Raw genomic sequence first — 16,001 nt, 5'->3', positions numbered from 1 at the left:
GCTCAGAGGGGCTCTGGGCACGGCACTAGAAAGGCAGCCTCCAGCAGTTGGCGCGTATACGCATGCTGCGGATCGGCAAAGATCGCCCGCGCATCGCCCTGTTCCACCACCTGTCCCTGCTTGACCACCATCAACTGGTGACTCAGGGCTTTCACCACCGCCAGGTCATGGCTGATAAACAGGTAGGTCAGGTTGTACTTGGCCTGCAGGCTGCGCAGCAATTCCACGACCTGGCGTTGTACCGTGCGGTCCAGCGCCGAGGTCGGTTCGTCCAGCAGGATCAGGCGCGGCTTGAGCACCAGCGCGCGGGCGATGGCGATGCGTTGGCGTTGGCCACCGGAGAACTCATGGGGGTAGCGATGGCGGGACTCAGGGTCCAGGCCTACTTCCTTGAGCGCCGCAATAATCGCGGCTTCCTGCTCGGCCGGCGTGCCCATCTTGTGAATGCGCAGGCCTTCGCCGACGATCTCGCTGACGCACATGCGTGGGCTCAGGCTGCCGAAGGGGTCCTGGAACACCACCTGCATTTCCCGGCGCAACGGGCGTACCTGTTGCTGGGTCAGCGTGTCCAGTTGCTGGCCTTCGAAACGAATCCCGCCCTTGCTGGCGATCAAGCGCAAAATCGCCAGGCCCAGGGTGGATTTGCCCGAGCCGCTTTCGCCGACGATGCCCAGGGTCTGGCCCTGGGGCAGGCTGAAGTTGATCCCGTCCACGGCCTTGACGTAATCGACGGTGTTGCGCAAAAAGCCTTTCTTGATCGGGAACCAGACTTTCAGGTCATCGACTTCCAGCAACGGCGGCCCGACTTCGTTGGTGGCCGGGCCACCACTGGGCTCGGCCGCCAGCAGTTCCTGGGTGTAAGGGTGCTGGGGCGACTGGAACAGTGTCTCGCACTCGGCCTGCTCGACGATGCAACCTTGCTGCATCACGCACACCCGGTGAGCAATACGCCGCACCAGGTTCAAGTCATGGCTGATCAACAGCAAGGCCATGCCCAAACGCGCCTGCAACTCCTTGAGCAGTTCCAGAATCTTCAACTGCACGGTGACGTCGAGGGCGGTGGTCGGCTCATCCGCGATCAACAGTTCCGGCTCATTGGCCAGGGCCATGGCGATCATCACCCGCTGGCGCTGGCCGCCCGACAGTTCGTGGGGCAGGGCCTTGAGCCGTTTGTGCGGCTCGGGAATGCCCACCAGCTCCAGCAACTCCAGGGTGCGCCGGGTGGCGACCTTGCCGGTCAGGCCCTTGTGCAGGCCGAGCACTTCGTTGATCTGCTTTTCGATGCAGTGCAGCGGGTTCAACGAGGTCATCGGCTCCTGGAAAATCATCGCGATACGGTTACCGCGAATATGCCGCAGGGTCTTTTCCTTGAGGGTCAGCAGGTCTTGCCCGGAATAGGCGATGGTGCCGGATGGGTGCCGGGCCAGCGGGTAGGGCAGCAGGCGCAGGATCGAGTGCGCGGTCACCGATTTGCCGGAGCCGCTTTCGCCGACCAGGGCCAGGGTTTCGCCGCGCTTGATATCGAAGCTGACGTTGTTGACCACGCGGTGGTGATGCTCGCCCGTGACGAACTCGACGGAGAGGTCGCGGATTTCGATCAGATTGTCCTGATTCATCTCATTTCCTCGGGTCAAAGGCATCGCGAGCGGACTCGCCGATAAACACCAGCAAGCTCAACATGATCGCCAGCACGGCAAACGCGCTCATGCCCAGCCACGGTGCTTGCAGGTTGGATTTGCCCTGGGCCACCAGTTCCCCCAGCGAGGGCGAACCGGCTGGCAGGCCAAAGCCGAGGAAGTCCAGGGCGGTCAGGGTGCCGATGGCGCCGGTGAGGATGAACGGCATGAAGGTCATGGTCGAGACCATGGCATTGGGCAGAATGTGGCGGAACATGATCGCGCCGTTCTGCATCCCCAGTGCCCGGGCCGCGCGCACGTATTCGAGGTTACGCCCGCGCAGGAACTCGGCGCGCACCACGTCCACCAGGCTCATCCAGGAAAACAGCAACATGATTCCCAGCAGCCACCAGAAGTTCGGCTGCACGAAGCTGGCGAGGATGATCAGCAGGTACAGCACCGGCAAGCCGGACCAGATTTCCAGGAAGCGCTGCCCGGCCAGGTCGACCCAGCCGCCATAGAAGCCCTGCAAGGCGCCGGCGATCACGCCGATGATCGAACTCAGCACGGTCAGGGTGAGGGCAAACAGCACCGACACACGGAAGCCATAGATCACCCGCGCCAGCACATCGCGGCCCTGGTCATCGGTGCCCAGCAGGTTGACGCTCGAAGGCGGCGCGGGGGCCGGCACTTTCAGGTCGTAATTGATGCTCTGGTAGCTGAACGGGATCGGCGCCCACAAGGTCCAGGCGTCCTTGGCCTTGAGCAGTTCCTGGATATACGGGCTCTTGTAGTTGGCTTCCAGCGGGAATTCACCACCGAAGGTGGTCTCCGGGTAGCGCTTGAGCGCCGGGAAATACCAGTCGCCGTCGTAGTGCACCGCCAGTGGCTTGTCGTTGGCGATCAGCTCGGCGCCCAGGCTCAGCCCGAACAGGATCAGGAACAGCCACAGCGACCACCAGCCACGCTTGTTGGCCTTGAACCGCTCGAACCGGCGGCGATTGAGGGGGGATAGATTCATCTCAATGCTCCCGGCTGGCGAAGTCGATACGCGGATCGACCAGGGTATAGGTGAGGTCGCCGATCAGTTTCACCACCAGCCCCAGCAGGGTGAAGATAAACAGCGTGCCGAACACCACCGGATAGTCGCGGTTGATCGCCGCTTCAAAGCTCATCAGGCCCAGGCCGTCGAGGGAGAAAATCACCTCCACCAGCAACGAGCCGGTGAAGAAAATCCCGATGAACGCCGACGGGAATCCGGCGATCACCAGCAGCATCGCGTTGCGGAATACATGGCCGTAGAGCACGCGGTGGTTGGTCAGGCCCTTGGCCTTGGCGGTGATCACATATTGCTTGTTGATCTCGTCGAGAAAGCTGTTCTTGGTCAGCAGCGTCATGGTCGCGAAGTTGCCGATCACCAGTGCGGTGATGGGCAGCGCCAAGTGCCAGAAGTAGTCGAGCACCTTGCCGCCCCAGCTCAACTCATCGAAGTTGTTGGACGTGAGCCCGCGCAAGGGGAACCAGTCGAAATAGCTGCCGCCGGCAAACACCACGATCAGCAGGATCGCAAACAGGAACGCCGGGATCGCATAGCCGACGATGATTGCCGAGCTGGTCCACACATCGAAGTGGCTGCCATGTCGCGTGGCCTTGGCGATCCCCAGCGGGATCGACACCAGGTACATGATCAGCGTGCTCCATAATCCCAGGGAGATCGATACCGGCATCTTTTCCTTGATCAGGTCGATGACCTTGGCGTCACGGAAAAAGCTGTCGCCGAAATCCAGGCGGGCGTAGTTCTTGACCATGATCCACAAGCGTTCCGGCGCCGACTTGTCGAAGCCATACATTTTTTCGATTTCCTTGATCAGCGCCGGGTCCAGGCCCTGGGCGCCACGGTAGCTGCTGGAGCCGGCCACCGAGACTTCGGCACCGCCGCCGGCAATGCGGCTGGTGGCACCTTCAAAGCCTTCGAGCTTGGCGATCATCTGTTCCACCGGGCCACCGGGAGCGGCCTGGATGATGATGAAATTGATCAGCAGGATCCCGAACAGCGTCGGGATGATCAGCAACAGGCGGCGAACAATATAGGCCAGCATTTAATCGCCTCCGCTCGCCGCATCGGCGCTCGTGTTGGTGTTCGCGTCTGAGGTGACGGCAGGTTTTACGTTGGGTTTTGCCCACCAGGTGGCGGTGCCCACGTCATAGCGCGGCGGGGTTTTCGGATGGCCGAGGTGGTCCCAGTACGCCACGCGGAAGGTCTTGATGTGCCAGTTGGGGATCACGTAGTAGCCGAACTGCAGCACACGGTCCAGGGCCCTGGCATGGGCAATCAGGCTTTTGCGCGAGTCGGCGTCGATCAGTTCTTCCACCAGTTGGTCCACCGCCGGGTCCTTGAGGCCCATGTAGTTGCGGCTGCCGGGTTTGTCGGCGCTGGAAGACTTCCAGAACTCCCGCTGCTCGTTACCCGGCGAGGTGGATTGCGGGAAGCTGCCCACCATCATGTCGAAGTCCCGCGAGCGGACACGGTTGACGAACTGCGAGACGTCCACCCGACGGATCACCAGGTCGATGCCCAGGTCCGCCAGGTTGCGCTTGAAGGGCAGCAGGATGCGCTCGAACTCGGTCTGTGCCAGCAGGAACTCGATGGTCACCGGTTTGCCCGTGGTGTCGACCATCTTGTCGTCGACGATGCGCCAGCCGGCTTCCTGCAGCAGTTGGTAGGCCTCGCGTTGCTGGGTGCGGATCATGCCGCTGGCGTCGGTCTTGGCGGGCTCGAAGGCCTGGGTAAAGACTTCGGCCGGGATCTTGTCGCGCAGGGGCTCAAGGATCTTCAGCTCATCCGGGCCGGGCAGGCCGGTGGCGGCCATTTCAGAGTTTTCGAAGTAGCTGCGGGTGCGGGTGTAGGCGCCGTTGAACAGCTGTTTGTTGCTCCACTCGAAATCCAGCAACAGGCTGATGGCCTTGCGCACGCGCACGTCCTGGAACATCGGCTTGCGCGTATTGAACACAAAACCTTGCATGCCCGTGGGGTTGCCGTTGGGGATCTCTTCCTTGATCAACCGGCCTTCGGTCACGGCCGGAATGTTGTAGGCATTGGCCCAGTTTTTGGCGCTGAATTCCAGCCAGTAGTCGAACTGCCCGGCCTTCAACGCTTCCAGGGACACGGTGCTGTCGCGGTAGTAGTCGGTGATGCGGTTGTCGAAATTATAGAAACCCTTGGTGATCGGCAGGTCCTTGGCCCAGTAATCCTTGACCCGCTCGTAGCGGATCATGCGCCCGGCCTTGACCTCGGCCACCTTGTACGGCCCGCTGCCCAGCGGCACCTCCAGGTTGCCCTTGGCAAACTCCCGGGTGGCCCACCAATGTTTGGGCAGCACCGGCAGTTGGCCGAGGATCAGCGGCAATTCGCGGTTGTTGGTGCGCTTGAACTTGAACAGCACCCGCAGCGGGTCTTCGGCGACCACTTCATCGACATCGGCGTAGTAGGTGCGGTAGATCGGCGAGCCTTCCTTCATCAGTTCCTGGAAGGTGAATACCACGTCTTCGGCGCGGATCGGGTGGCCGTCGTGGAAGCGCGCTTCGGGGCGCAGGTAGAAACGCACCCAGCTGTTGTCCGGGGCTTTTTCGATCTTGCCGGCGACCAGGCCGTATTCGGTGATGGGTTCGTCCAGGCTTTGCATGGCCAGGGTGTCGTAGATCAGGCTGATGTTGTCAGCCGGCACCCCCTTGCTGATAAACGGGTTGAGGCTGTCGAAGCCGCCCATGCTCGACTCGCGGAAGGTGCCGCCCTTGGGCGCATCCGGGTTGACGTAGTCAAAGTGCTTGAAGTCGGCGGGGTATTTCGGCGGCTCGTTGTACAGCGTCAGCGCATGTTGCGGGGCGGCGTGGGCCGTGGTGCACAGCAACAGGCTGCCGAGCAGGACGTTGCGCAAATACATCATTGGGCTTTCTCCGAAGCTTTCAGCCACCACGCGCTCAGACCCAGGCTGTAGGGCGGCGTGGTGACAAAGGCGAACCGGTTGCGGTACGCCAGGCGATGATAGTTGAGGTACCAGTTGGGAATGCTGTAGTGCTGCCACAGCAGCACCCGGTCCAGGGCGCGGCCGGCGGCCAGTTGTTCTTCGCGGGTCTGCGCCGCCAGCAGTTGTTCCAGCAGGTGATCGACAATCTGGTTGGCGATGCCTGCATAGTTCTTGCTGCCCTTGATCGCGGCCTGGCTGGAGTGGAAGTACTGCCACTGCTCAAGGCCGGGGCTCAAGGTCTGGTTGAGGGTGATCAGGATCATGTCGAAATCGAATTGATCCAGGCGTTGCTTGTACTGGGCGCGGTCGACGGTGCGCAGGCGTGCGTCGATGCCGATGCTGATCAGGTTCTCGACATAGGGCTGCAGGATGCGCTCCAGGTTCGGGTTGACCAACAGGATCTCGAAGCGCAGCGGTTGCCCGTCCTTGTTGAGCAGGCGTTGGCCCGACAACTTCCACCCGGCCTCGCCCAGCAGCGCCAGGGCGCGGCGCAGGGTCTCGCGGGGGATGCCGCGCCCGTCGGTCTGGGGCAGGCTGAAGGCTTGGGTAAACAGGTTGGGCGGCAGCTGTTCGCGGTAGGGGGAGAGCATCAGCCATTCACGGCCGGTTGGAACACCGGTGGCGGCGAATTCGCTGTTGGGGTAGTAGCTGAGCGTGCGCTTGTAGGCGCTGCTGAACAGGGTGCGGTTGGTCCACTCAAAGTCGAACATCAGCCCCAGGGCTTCACGCACCTTGGTCTGGCTGAAGGTTGGACGCCGGGTGTTCATGAACAGGCCCTGGCTCTGGGTCGGGATCTGGTGGGCGATCTGCGCCTTGATCACCTCGCCACGATTCACCGCCGGGAAGTTGTAGCCATTGGCCCAGTTCTTGGCCTGGTGCTCGATGTAGATGTCGAACTCGCCGGCCTTGAATGCTTCGAAGGCCACGTCGCTGTCGCGGTAGAACTCCACCTCGACCTTGTCGTAGTTATAGAAACCCTGGTTGACCGGCAAGTCCTTGCCCCAGTAATCCTTGACCCGTTCGAACACCAGTTGGCGTCCAGGGGTGACCTTGCTGATGCGGTACGGCCCGCTGCCCAGGGGCGGTTCGAAGGTGGTCGCCTTGAAGTCGCGGTTTTTCCAATAGTGCTGGGGCAGTACCGGCAACTCGCCCAGGCGCAGGATCAGCAACGGGTTGCCGGCGCGCTTGAACACAAAGCGGATGCGGTGACGGTTGAGGATGTCCACCCGCGCTACTTCCTGCAGGTTGGTGCGGTACTGGGGGTGGCCTTCGGTCAGCAGGGTGCGGTAGGAAAACGCCACGTCATACGCGGTGATCGGCTTGCCATCGTGAAAGCGTGCTTGCGGGCGCAGGTTGAACACCACCCAACTGCGGTCCTCGCTGTATTCCACCGATTGGGCAATCAGCCCGTAGCTGGAGGTCGGCTCATCGCCGGACGGCGCGTACTGGCCGGTGCCGACCATCAACGGCTCGTTCAGCTCATTGACGCCGTATTGCAGGAAATTGGGGGTGGAAACCGGGCTTGAGCCCTTGAAGGTGTAGGGGTTGAGGGTATCGAAGGTGCCAAATGCCATGACCCGCAAGGTCCCGCCTTTCGGCGCTGCAGGGTTTACCCAATCGAAGTGGGTAAATTTGGCCGGGTACTTGAGCGTGCCGAACTGCGTATAACCGTGGCTCTCGGTAATCGTCGCGTTGGCACCAAAGCTCAAGGCCAGACTTATTAATAGAAGGAGGGGACGCTTCAAGTCAGAGATCCGATCCAGGCGGCTTGGGCTTTATGATCGGTACAGTAACAGCTTGTTCCACTTGGAAAAAGCCGGTTGGGAACACTGGAGATTGAGTGTGGGAGGGGGGTCGTCCCCGATAGCAGTTTGTCAGCCACCAGATTCATTGGCTGATCCACCGATATCGGGGGCAAGCTCCCTCCCACATTGGTTCTACAGTGTTCTGAAAACCTTAGCGCGGCCCAGACACTACCAGCATCTGCCCAGGCTTCAGCGCCTGGCCAGTACGCGGGTTCCAACGCTTGAGATGTTGCATCTCGACGTTGAAGCGCTTGGCGACGATGTACAGCGAGTCGCCTTTCTTGACCTTGTACTGCACCGGCTTCTTGCTGTCGGCCTTGGCCACCAGCTTACGGGTGTCCTGCATCACCAGGGTCTGGCCGACCTTGAGGGCCTGGCCGTTGAGTTTGTTCCAGCGCTGCAGGTCGTGCACATCGACCTTGTTCGCCTTGGCGATCAGTGTGAGGTTGTCGCCATTGCGCACCTTGTAGCTGCGGGTACGCCCGGCCACCCGTGCGGTCTCAACTTCGTCGAACACCTGCTTTTTCGGGCGCATCGCCAGCAATTCTTCCGGCTTCATCGTCGAAAGCGTGCTGGTGAGCAGTTGTGCCTTGGAGCTCGGTACCAGAAGGTGTTGCGGGCCATCCAGGGTGGTGCGTTGCTTGAGTGCCGGGTTGAGCTGGAACAGTTCGTCTTCGTCGATCTCGGCCAGCGCGGCAACCCGTGACAGGTCCATGCTTTGCTTGACTTCAACCACCTCGAAGTACGGCGTGTTGGCAATCGGGTTCAGGTTGACGCCATAAGCCTCGGGGGCCAGTACCACCTGGGACAGCGCCAGGAACTTGGGCACGTAGTCCTTGGTTTCCTGGGGCAGGGGCAGGTTCCAGTAGTCGGTGGGCAGGCCGAGCTTCTCGTTGCGCTCGATGGCCCGGCTCACCGTGCCTTCACCGGCGTTATAGGCGGCCAGGGCCAGTAACCAGTCGCCGTTGAACATATCGTGCAGACGGGTCAGGTAGTCCAGGGCGGCGGTGGTGGAGGCGGTGATGTCGCGGCGGCCGTCGTAGGCGCGGGTCTGGCGCAGGTTGAAGTAGCGGCCGGTGGAGGGAATGAACTGCCAGAGGCCGACGGCATCGCTGCGCGAATAGGCCATCGGGTTGTAGGCACTTTCGATCACTGGCAGTAGCGCCAGCTCCAGGGGCATGTTGCGTTCTTCAAGGCGCTCGACGATGTAATGAATGTAGAGACTGCCGCGTTCACCGGCGTTCTCCAGGAAGGATGGGTTGCTGGCGAACCACAGGCGCTGTTGCTCGATACGCGGGTTGACGCCCACGTTGTCCTGCAATTGAAAGCCCCGGCGCATGCGTTCCCACACGTCCTGGGGCACCTCTGGAGCAGGTTTCTCTGAAAGCCAGATGACGGGTTTCTGTTTGATCTTGGCGGCAAGGTTGGGCTTGGGTTGCACGGTGGATTGTGCGGCGAAATTTGTCGATTGGCAGCCCGCCAGCGTGGCGGACACAGCCACCGCCACAGCTTGAGCCAGGCGGGTCAATGCGTCTGAATGGTTGGATTTACGAGTAGATGACGACATTGGCTGGAAGTAAGTTCCGGGCAAAAATGTCGGGCGATTCTAGAAAGCGCTTTGGTTCCGGTCAACCATTCAGAAATTACGTATCAGATTGCATCGTCTTAGAACTTATCTTTCCACGCCCTCAAGCTAGCAAACACCTCGGCCCCAGAGCGGTTGTCGCGGCCATTCCGTTCGTCCGCTTTTTGTTTAACAGATGTTTCGGCGGTACGTAAGAAGGGGTTGGTACGCTTTTCCAGGGCCAGGTTGGAAGGCAGTGTTATCTCGCCGCGGGCCCGCATTTGGCGGACGTTTTCCACCCGTTCGGAGATATCGGTATTCTGCGGTTCCACCGCCTGGGCAAACTTGAGGTTACTTTGTGTGTACTCGTGGGTGCAGTACACCAAGGTATCGGCGGGCAGGGCGGCCAGGCGCTCAAGGGAAGTGTGCATCTGCTCCGGCGTGCCTTCGAACAGGCGGCCACAGCCGGCGGCGAACAGGGTGTCGCCACAGAACAGCACGCCTTGGTGGTAGAAGGCGATATGGCCCAGGGTGTGGCCGGGCACGGCATAGACGTCGAAGTCCCAGCCCAGCACGCTGATGCGGTCGTTATCCTGCAGGGCGATGTCCCGCGCCGGGATCGTCTCGTTGGCCGGGCCATACACCTGGGCGTCGCTCACGCGCTTGAGTTGTTCGACGCCACCGACATGGTCGTGGTGATGGTGGGTGATCAGGATGTCGCTGAGGGTCCATGTCGGATTTTGCTTGAGCCAGGCCAGCACCGGCGCGGCATCGCCGGGATCGACCACGGCACAACGTTGGGTTTGCGGGTCCTGCAACAACCAAATGTAGTTGTCGGTAAAGGCGGGGAGGGCACTGATCTGTATCATTCTTCGATTCGCCAAGCTGATCACATTGGTGCATCTTAGAACGTCTAGGCGAGTTGGAGAATGCAATGACTGATAAAGCGTTCGCCCAGGCCGATCCTGAGTGGCTGGCCCTGATCGGCGCGGCCCGTGAATGGCTGTCCGGGCCCATCGGCCAATTTCTGCTGGATGAAGAGCGGCGCATGCTCGAAGACGAGTTGGGCCGTTTCTTTGGCGGCTACCTGGTGCATTACGGCCCGTCGGCCCAGACCCCGCCCGCCGCGCCCCAGGTGCAACGCAATGTGCGCCTGGGCGCGCCGTTGCCGGGGGTGGAGATTGTCTGCGAGGAGCAGGCCTGGCCGTTGAGCGAGCATGCCGCCGATGTGGTGGTGTTGCAGCATGGCCTGGATTTCTGCCTGTCACCCCACGGTCTGCTGCGCGAAGCGGCGAGCAGCGTGCGCCCGGGTGGCCATTTGCTGATTATCGGCATCAACCCCTGGAGTAGTTGGGGCCTGCGCCATGTGTTCGCCCATGATGGCCTGCGCCAGGCGCGGTGCATCTCGCCGTCGCGGGTCGGGGACTGGCTGAACCTGCTGGGCTTCGCGCTGGAGAAACGCCGCTTCGGGTGCTATCGTCCGCCGCTTGCCTCGGCCAAGTGGCAAGGCCGCCTGGCCGGCTGGGAGCGCCGCGCAGGGGCGTGGCAACTCTCGGGTGGCGGCTTCTATTTATTAGTGGCGCGCAAGATTGTGGTCGGCCTGCGACCAGTGCGCCAGGTGCTGCGACAACCCATGGGCAAGCTGGTGCCGATGCCGATGGCCAAGGTCAACCGCAAGCAAAGCGAACCGTAAAAACCTTTTTGATTTAAGACCGAGTAACCGATGACTGACAGCGTAGAACTCTTCACCGATGGCGCCTGCAAGGGCAACCCGGGCCCCGGCGGCTGGGGCGCATTGCTGGTGTGCAAGGGCGTAGAGAAGGAGTTGTGGGGCGGCGAAGCCAACACCACCAACAACCGCATGGAGCTGATGGGCGCCATTCGCGGCCTGGAAGAACTCAAGCGCCGCTGCAACGTGCTGCTGGTGACTGACTCCCAGTACGTGATGAAGGGCATCAATGAGTGGATGGTCAACTGGAAGAAGCGCGGCTGGAAGACTGCGGCCAAGGAGCCGGTCAAGAATGCCGACCTGTGGCAATTGCTCGATGAGCAATGCAACCGCCATGACATCACCTGGAAATGGGTGCGCGGGCACATCGGCCATCCGGGGAACGAGCGCGCCGACCAGTTGGCCAATCGTGGTGTGGACGAAGTGCGGGGCTACAAGCAGAGCTGATGTTGGCTGACGTGTTAACATCGCGCCCCTTGACTCACACCACACTGCACACCACACCGTTGAGAGCTGAACCCTGATGGCCATCCGATCTGTTGTACTCGATACCGAAACCACCGGCATGCCGGTGACCGACGGCCACCGGATCATTGAAATCGGCTGTGTCGAACTCATGGGTCGGCGCCTCACCGGTCGTCACTTCCACGTCTACCTGCAACCGGACCGTGACAGTGACGAAGGCGCCATCGGCGTCCACGGTATTACCGACGAGTTCCTCAAGGGCAAGCCGCGTTTTGCCGAAGTGGCCGATGAGTTCTTCGAATTCATCAACGGCGCTCAGCTGATCATCCATAACGCGGCGTTCGACGTCGGCTTCATCAATAACGAATTTGCCCTGATGGGGCAGACGGATCGTGCGGATATTTCCAAGCACTGCTCGATCCTCGACACCTTGATGATGGCCCGTGAGCGTCACCCGGGCCAGCGCAACAGCCTCGATGCCTTGTGCAAACGTTATGGCGTCGACAACTCCGGCCGTGAACTCCACGGCGCCTTGCTCGACTCCGAGATTCTCGCCGACGTTTACCTGACCATGACCGGTGGGCAGACCAGCCTGTCCCTGGCCGGCAATGCCTCCGATGGCAGCGGCTCGGCGGAAGGCTCGGGCAACCGTCCTTCGGAAATTCGCCGCCTGCCGGCCGATCGCAAGCCCACCACCATCATCCGCGCCAGCGAGCAGGATATGGCCGAGCATGCGGCGCGACTGGAAGCCATTGCCAAGTCCGCGGGTGCCCCGGCGTTGTGGACCCAGTTAACACAACAATAGCCCTGCGTCGGTATGATCAAGATGTGGGAGGGGGCTTGCCCCCGATAGCGGCGTATCAGCCAATCAAATATGAGCTGGCATACCGTCATCGGGAGCAAGCCCCCTCCCACAGTTGATCGCCATTGCTTTCAAAATCTTCATTCGCGTCATCGTCCCCGAGCTTCTACCCTTGAGTGCATAGCCCTCAGGACTACACGCACTCATGTACAAAGACCTGAAGTTCCCTGTGCTTATCGTGCACCGCGACATCAAGGCCGACACCGTTGCCGGTGACCGGGTCCGAGGCATCGCCCGAGAGCTGGAACAAGAGGGCTTCAGTATCTTTTCTGCCGTGGACTACGCCGAAGGCCGGTTGGTAGCGGCGACCCATCACGGCCTGGCGTGCATGCTGATCGCCGCCGAAGGCGCCGGTGAGAATACCCACCTGCTGCAAAACATGGTCGAGCTGATCCGCCTGGCGCGCCTGCGAGCGCCGAACCTGCCGATCTTCGCCCTGGGCGAGCAAGTCACCCTGGAAAACGCCCCGGCCGATGCCATGAGCGAACTCAACCAGCTACGTGGCATCCTTTATCTGTTCGAAGACACCGTGCCGTTTCTGGCGCGCCAAGTGGCCCGCGCTGCCCGCAGTTACCTGGATGGCTTGTTGCCGCCGTTTTTCAAAGCGTTGGTGCAACATACGGCAGACTCCAACTATTCCTGGCACACCCCCGGCCATGGCGGTGGCGTGGCCTATCGCAAAAGCCCGGTGGGGCAGGCGTTTCATCAGTTCTTCGGGGAAAATACCCTGCGCTCGGATCTGTCGGTGTCGGTGCCCGAGCTGGGCTCACTGCTGGACCACACCGGGCCGCTGGCCGAAGCCGAGGCCCGTGCCGCGCGCAACTTCGGTGCTGACCATACTTTTTTCGTGATCAACGGGACGTCCACCGCCAACAAGATCGTCTGGCACTCCATGGTGGGGCGCGATGACCTGGTGCTGGTGGACCGCAACTGCCACAAGTCGGTGTTGCACTCGATCATCATGACCGGTGCGATCCCGCTGTACCTGTGCCCGGAGCGCAATGAGCTGGGCATCATCGGCCCAATTCCCCTGAGCGAATTCAGCCCCGACTCGATCCGCGCCAAGATCGAGGCCAGCCCGTTGACCCGTGGGCGGCCGCCAAAGGTCAAGCTGGCCGTAGTCACCAACTCCACCTACGACGGCCTGTGCTACAACGCCGAGCTGATCAAGCAGCAATTGGGCAACAGTGTCGAGGTGCTGCACTTCGACGAAGCCTGGTATGCCTATGCGGCGTTCCACGAGTTTTTTGCCGGGCGCTACGGCATGGGCACCTCCCGTACCCCGGACAGCCCGCTGGTGTTCACTACTCACTCCACCCACAAGCTGCTGGCGGCGTTCAGCCAGGCCTCGATGATCCATGTGCAGGACGGCGGCGCGCGCCAACTGGACCGCGACCGTTTCAACGAAGCCTTCATGATGCACATCTCCACCTCGCCGCAGTACAGCATCATCGCCTCCCTGGACGTAGCCTCGGCGATGATGGAAGGCCCGGCCGGGCGCTCGCTGCTGCAGGAAATGTTCGACGAGGCCTTGAGTTTTCGCCGCGCCCTGGCCAACCTGCGCCAACACATTGCCGCCGAAGACTGGTGGTTCTCCATCTGGCAGCCGCCGTCGGTGGCGGGCATCGACCGCGTCGCCACGGCGGATTGGCTGTTGCAGCCGCAGGATGACTGGCACGGCTTTGGTGACGTGGCCGAAGACTACGTGTTGCTGGACCCGATCAAGGTGACCTTGGTCATGCCCGGCCTCAACGCCGGCGGCGCCTTGAGCGACTGTGGCATTCCGGCGGCGGTGGTCAGCAAATTCCTCTGGGAACGCGGGCTGGTGGTGGAAAAGACCGGGCTGTATTCATTTCTCGTGTTGTTTTCCATGGGCATCACCAAAGGCAAATGGAGTACCTTGCTCACCGAATTGCTGGAGTTCAAGCGCAGCTACGACGCGAATGTCAGCCTCGCCAGTTGTTTGCCATCGGTGTTTGCCCAGGGCCCGGCGCGTTATCAGGGCTTGGGTTTGCGCGATTTGTGCGACCAATTGCACAGCTGTTACCGCAGCAACGCCACCGCCAAGCACCTCAAGCGCATGTACACGGTGCTGCCGGAAATCGCGATGAAACCGGCCGACGCCTACGACCAATTGGTAAGGGGAGAAGTGGAGGCAGTGTCCATTGATGCCTTGCCAGGACGCATTGCAGCCGTGATGCTGGTGCCTTATCCGCCGGGTATCCCGTTGATCATGCCGGGCGAGCGCTTTACCGAGTCGACCCGGTCGATCATCGACTACCTGGCGTTTGCCCGGACGTTCGATAGCAGTTTCCCCGGTTTTGTTGCCGATGTTCACGGGTTACAACACGAAGATGACGGCAGTGGTCGTTGTTACACCGTCGATTGCATCAAGGGTTAAGAATGTTTATGCAAGCTGTAATGAACCCGAAGTATCCAGGGCTCAGTGTGCGGGTCGCCGACGAGGGCTTCGATGCCTACGTATGGGGCAATGACTTCAGTTTCGAGGTCAGCGCCTACGGTGTGCCGGAGATGGGCAAGCGTGTCGATCAATGGCCGCTGGAGCGCATCCTGCCGTACCGCAAATGTTATGGGATCGATCCTGAAGAGTTCGCCAGTTTTCGTGATGCGCCGGACAGTGCGATCTTCATGGCTTACCTGGATGATCGTGCGGTCGGGCATATCGTGGTCAGCACCAATTGGAATGGCTTTGCCCACGTAGACGAATTGGCGGTGGCCTTGCCCGCGCGGCGCCATGGCGTGGCCAAGGCCTTGCTGGACGTGGCGCAGTTCTGGAGCCGCAAGAAAAACCTGCCAGGCATGATGCTCGAAACCCAGAACAACAACCTCGGCGCCTGCCGTCTGTATGAGCGTTGCGGCTATGTGATGGGCGGGATCGACCACCTGCGTTATCGCGGCATAGACCCGCAAACCCGTGAAGTGGCGATTTTCTGGTATCGGTTGTTCAAGACCGAAGCCGAGCGGCTTTAACTCACCAGCAGGGCTTGGGCCTTTTGCGTGACGATCTCCAGCAACGCATTCAGCGCGGGGGAGGTCGCGCCATCCTTGAGTGTCAGCGCATACAGGCTGACCATGATCGGCGGTGACACCGGGCATGTATCCAAATCCGCCTCGCGCGCGCCAAACGCAGTGAATGGGTCGACTATCGCCAGGCCTTCACCGGCTTCCACCATGCTGCGCATCATCTGGTAGGTCTGTACCCGCGTCTGCACCACCGGCAGCGGGCGCAAGGCTTGCAGCTTGGCGTCCAGCAGGCGGCTGAGCGGGTCGTGCCCTTCAAGCCCGATCATCGACTGCCCGGCCAGGTCTTGCAGCGCAATGTACTTCTGCTTGGGCTTGAGCCAGCCGTGGGGCGCGAGCAGTTGCAATTTGCCTTGGGCCAGCACCGTGCTGTGGATCTGCGGATGTTCCGGGTCATGCAGGCTCAGGCCCACGTCGGCCTCGTGCAGCAACAGGCTGCGCACGATTTCCCGCGTTGGCTGGCTCGACAGGTTGCACGGCGTGTCCTGGAAGCGTCGGCGCAGGACCGCGATACTCTGGGGCAGCAGTTGATTGGCCAGGGGCGGCGTGCACAGGGCGCGCAGGGTGGGGGCGTGATGGTGTTTCAAGCGGCTGGCCAGGCGTTGCACCGGTTCCAGGGCTTCGTACACATGGGCAATTTCTGCCTGCAACTCCAGGGTTTCCCGTGTCGCCTGCAAACGCCCGCGCACACTGGCAAACAGCATGAAGCCCAATTGCTGCTCGGCATCCTTGAGTGCCGCGTCTACATCGCCCACGGGAAGTTGCAACCATTCGGCGGCGGTGCCGAGGTGCCCGGTCTGCAAGATGGCCTGAATCACTTCGATATGACGTAAACGCATGGCCGGAGTCTATGTGCAGCGCGTTGGGGATTCAATGGCGCATGCCGTCGTGCG

Annotated in this window: 13 protein-coding genes; 5 read left to right on the top strand and 8 right to left on the bottom strand. The window is 61.4% G+C overall.

The features are described 5' to 3' along the window. Positions 1-2: 2 nt before the first annotated feature. From J1G35_RS22575 to gloB, 7 genes are all read right to left on the bottom strand, one after another. Complete coding sequence (locus J1G35_RS22575; RefSeq protein ID WP_053134918.1) at positions 3-1,616, bottom strand: ABC transporter ATP-binding protein; 1,614 nt, start codon at positions 1,614-1,616, stop codon at positions 3-5. A gap of 1 nt (position 1,617) precedes the next feature. Continuing rightward, positions 1,618-2,637, bottom strand: a complete 1,020-nt coding sequence (locus tag J1G35_RS22570) for an ABC transporter permease (RefSeq protein WP_053134921.1) — start codon at positions 2,635-2,637, stop codon at positions 1,618-1,620. Position 2,638: 1 nt separating this feature from the next. Then, positions 2,639-3,715, bottom strand: coding sequence for a microcin C ABC transporter permease YejB (locus J1G35_RS22565; RefSeq protein WP_027606500.1), 1,077 nt, complete (start codon positions 3,713-3,715; stop codon positions 2,639-2,641). After that, entirely contained in the window at positions 3,716-5,560 is a 1,845-nt protein-coding gene (locus J1G35_RS22560) for an extracellular solute-binding protein (protein ID WP_053134924.1), read from the bottom strand. Further along, entirely contained in the window at positions 5,557-7,386 is a 1,830-nt protein-coding gene (locus J1G35_RS22555; RefSeq protein ID WP_223016049.1) for an extracellular solute-binding protein, read from the bottom strand. The genes J1G35_RS22560 and J1G35_RS22555 overlap by 4 nt, the downstream gene beginning before the upstream one ends. Before the next feature lie 211 nt (positions 7,387-7,597). Next, positions 7,598-9,013, bottom strand: coding sequence for a lytic transglycosylase domain-containing protein (locus tag J1G35_RS22550; protein WP_223016048.1), 1,416 nt, complete (start codon positions 9,011-9,013; stop codon positions 7,598-7,600). Positions 9,014-9,111: 98 nt separating this feature from the next. Then, positions 9,112-9,879 (bottom strand): hydroxyacylglutathione hydrolase, encoded by a 768-nt coding sequence (gloB, locus tag J1G35_RS22545; protein ID WP_223016047.1) that lies wholly within the window; start codon positions 9,877-9,879, stop codon positions 9,112-9,114. A 65-nt stretch (positions 9,880-9,944) separates the two neighbouring features. Between gloB and J1G35_RS22540 the strand changes: the two genes are divergently transcribed. The 5 genes from J1G35_RS22540 (at position 9,945) to J1G35_RS22520 (ending at position 15,057) form a co-directional block, all read left to right on the top strand. Then, the gene (locus J1G35_RS22540; protein WP_053134936.1) at positions 9,945-10,703 is read left to right on the top strand and encodes a methyltransferase domain-containing protein; all 759 of its coding nucleotides are present in this window, start codon (positions 9,945-9,947) and stop codon (positions 10,701-10,703) included. A gap of 30 nt (positions 10,704-10,733) precedes the next feature. After that, positions 10,734-11,186, top strand: a complete 453-nt coding sequence (gene rnhA, locus J1G35_RS22535) for a ribonuclease HI (protein WP_003173571.1) — start codon at positions 10,734-10,736, stop codon at positions 11,184-11,186. 82 nt (positions 11,187-11,268) lie between these two features. Next, on the top strand, positions 11,269-12,009 hold the full coding sequence (gene dnaQ, locus J1G35_RS22530) for a DNA polymerase III subunit epsilon (protein ID WP_172681497.1): 741 nt from the start codon (positions 11,269-11,271) through the stop codon (positions 12,007-12,009). Positions 12,010-12,211: 202 nt separating this feature from the next. Continuing rightward, positions 12,212-14,467: an Orn/Lys/Arg decarboxylase N-terminal domain-containing protein gene (locus tag J1G35_RS22525; RefSeq protein WP_053134942.1), complete on the top strand. Its 2,256-nt coding sequence runs from the start codon at positions 12,212-12,214 to the stop codon at positions 14,465-14,467. A gap of 8 nt (positions 14,468-14,475) precedes the next feature. Then, entirely contained in the window at positions 14,476-15,057 is a 582-nt protein-coding gene (locus tag J1G35_RS22520; RefSeq protein ID WP_082340991.1) for a GNAT family N-acetyltransferase, read from the top strand. Here J1G35_RS22520 and J1G35_RS22515 read toward each other — a convergent pair. After that, positions 15,054-15,947, bottom strand: a complete 894-nt coding sequence (locus J1G35_RS22515) for a LysR substrate-binding domain-containing protein (protein WP_223016046.1) — start codon at positions 15,945-15,947, stop codon at positions 15,054-15,056. The two genes, J1G35_RS22520 and J1G35_RS22515, sit on opposite strands and share 4 nt — an antisense overlap. Between the last annotated feature and the right edge of the window lie 54 nt (positions 15,948-16,001).

The organism is Pseudomonas sp. SH10-3B (assembly GCF_019891415.1).
In the GTDB taxonomy this organism is placed as follows: Bacteria; Pseudomonadota; Gammaproteobacteria; order Pseudomonadales; family Pseudomonadaceae; genus Aquipseudomonas.
The sequence above is the reverse complement of the archived record's forward strand: the minus strand, read 5'-3'. Positions and strand labels throughout refer to the sequence as shown.

What these genes read in the sequence shown, in the direction of transcription:
- rnhA (WP_003173571.1), top strand. Translation starts at nt 10,734, where the DNA reads ATGACTGACAGCGTAGAACTCTTCACCGATGGCGCCTGCAAGGGCAAC.
- J1G35_RS22540 (WP_053134936.1), top strand. Translation starts at nt 9,945, where the DNA reads ATGACTGATAAAGCGTTCGCCCAGGCCGATCCTGAGTGGCTGGCCCTG.
- J1G35_RS22570 (WP_053134921.1), bottom strand. Translation starts at nt 2,637, where the DNA reads ATGAATCTATCCCCCCTCAATCGCCGCCGGTTCGAGCGGTTCAAGGCC.
- J1G35_RS22565 (WP_027606500.1), bottom strand. Translation starts at nt 3,715, where the DNA reads ATGCTGGCCTATATTGTTCGCCGCCTGTTGCTGATCATCCCGACGCTG.
- J1G35_RS22560 (WP_053134924.1), bottom strand. Translation starts at nt 5,560, where the DNA reads ATGATGTATTTGCGCAACGTCCTGCTCGGCAGCCTGTTGCTGTGCACC.
- J1G35_RS22575 (WP_053134918.1), bottom strand. Translation starts at nt 1,616, where the DNA reads ATGAATCAGGACAATCTGATCGAAATCCGCGACCTCTCCGTCGAGTTC.
- J1G35_RS22515 (WP_223016046.1), bottom strand. Translation starts at nt 15,947, where the DNA reads ATGCGTTTACGTCATATCGAAGTGATTCAGGCCATCTTGCAGACCGGG.
- J1G35_RS22550 (WP_223016048.1), bottom strand. Translation starts at nt 9,013, where the DNA reads ATGTCGTCATCTACTCGTAAATCCAACCATTCAGACGCATTGACCCGC.
- J1G35_RS22520 (WP_082340991.1), top strand. Translation starts at nt 14,476, where the DNA reads ATGCAAGCTGTAATGAACCCGAAGTATCCAGGGCTCAGTGTGCGGGTC.
- J1G35_RS22525 (WP_053134942.1), top strand. Translation starts at nt 12,212, where the DNA reads ATGTACAAAGACCTGAAGTTCCCTGTGCTTATCGTGCACCGCGACATC.
- gloB (WP_223016047.1), bottom strand. Translation starts at nt 9,879, where the DNA reads ATGATACAGATCAGTGCCCTCCCCGCCTTTACCGACAACTACATTTGG.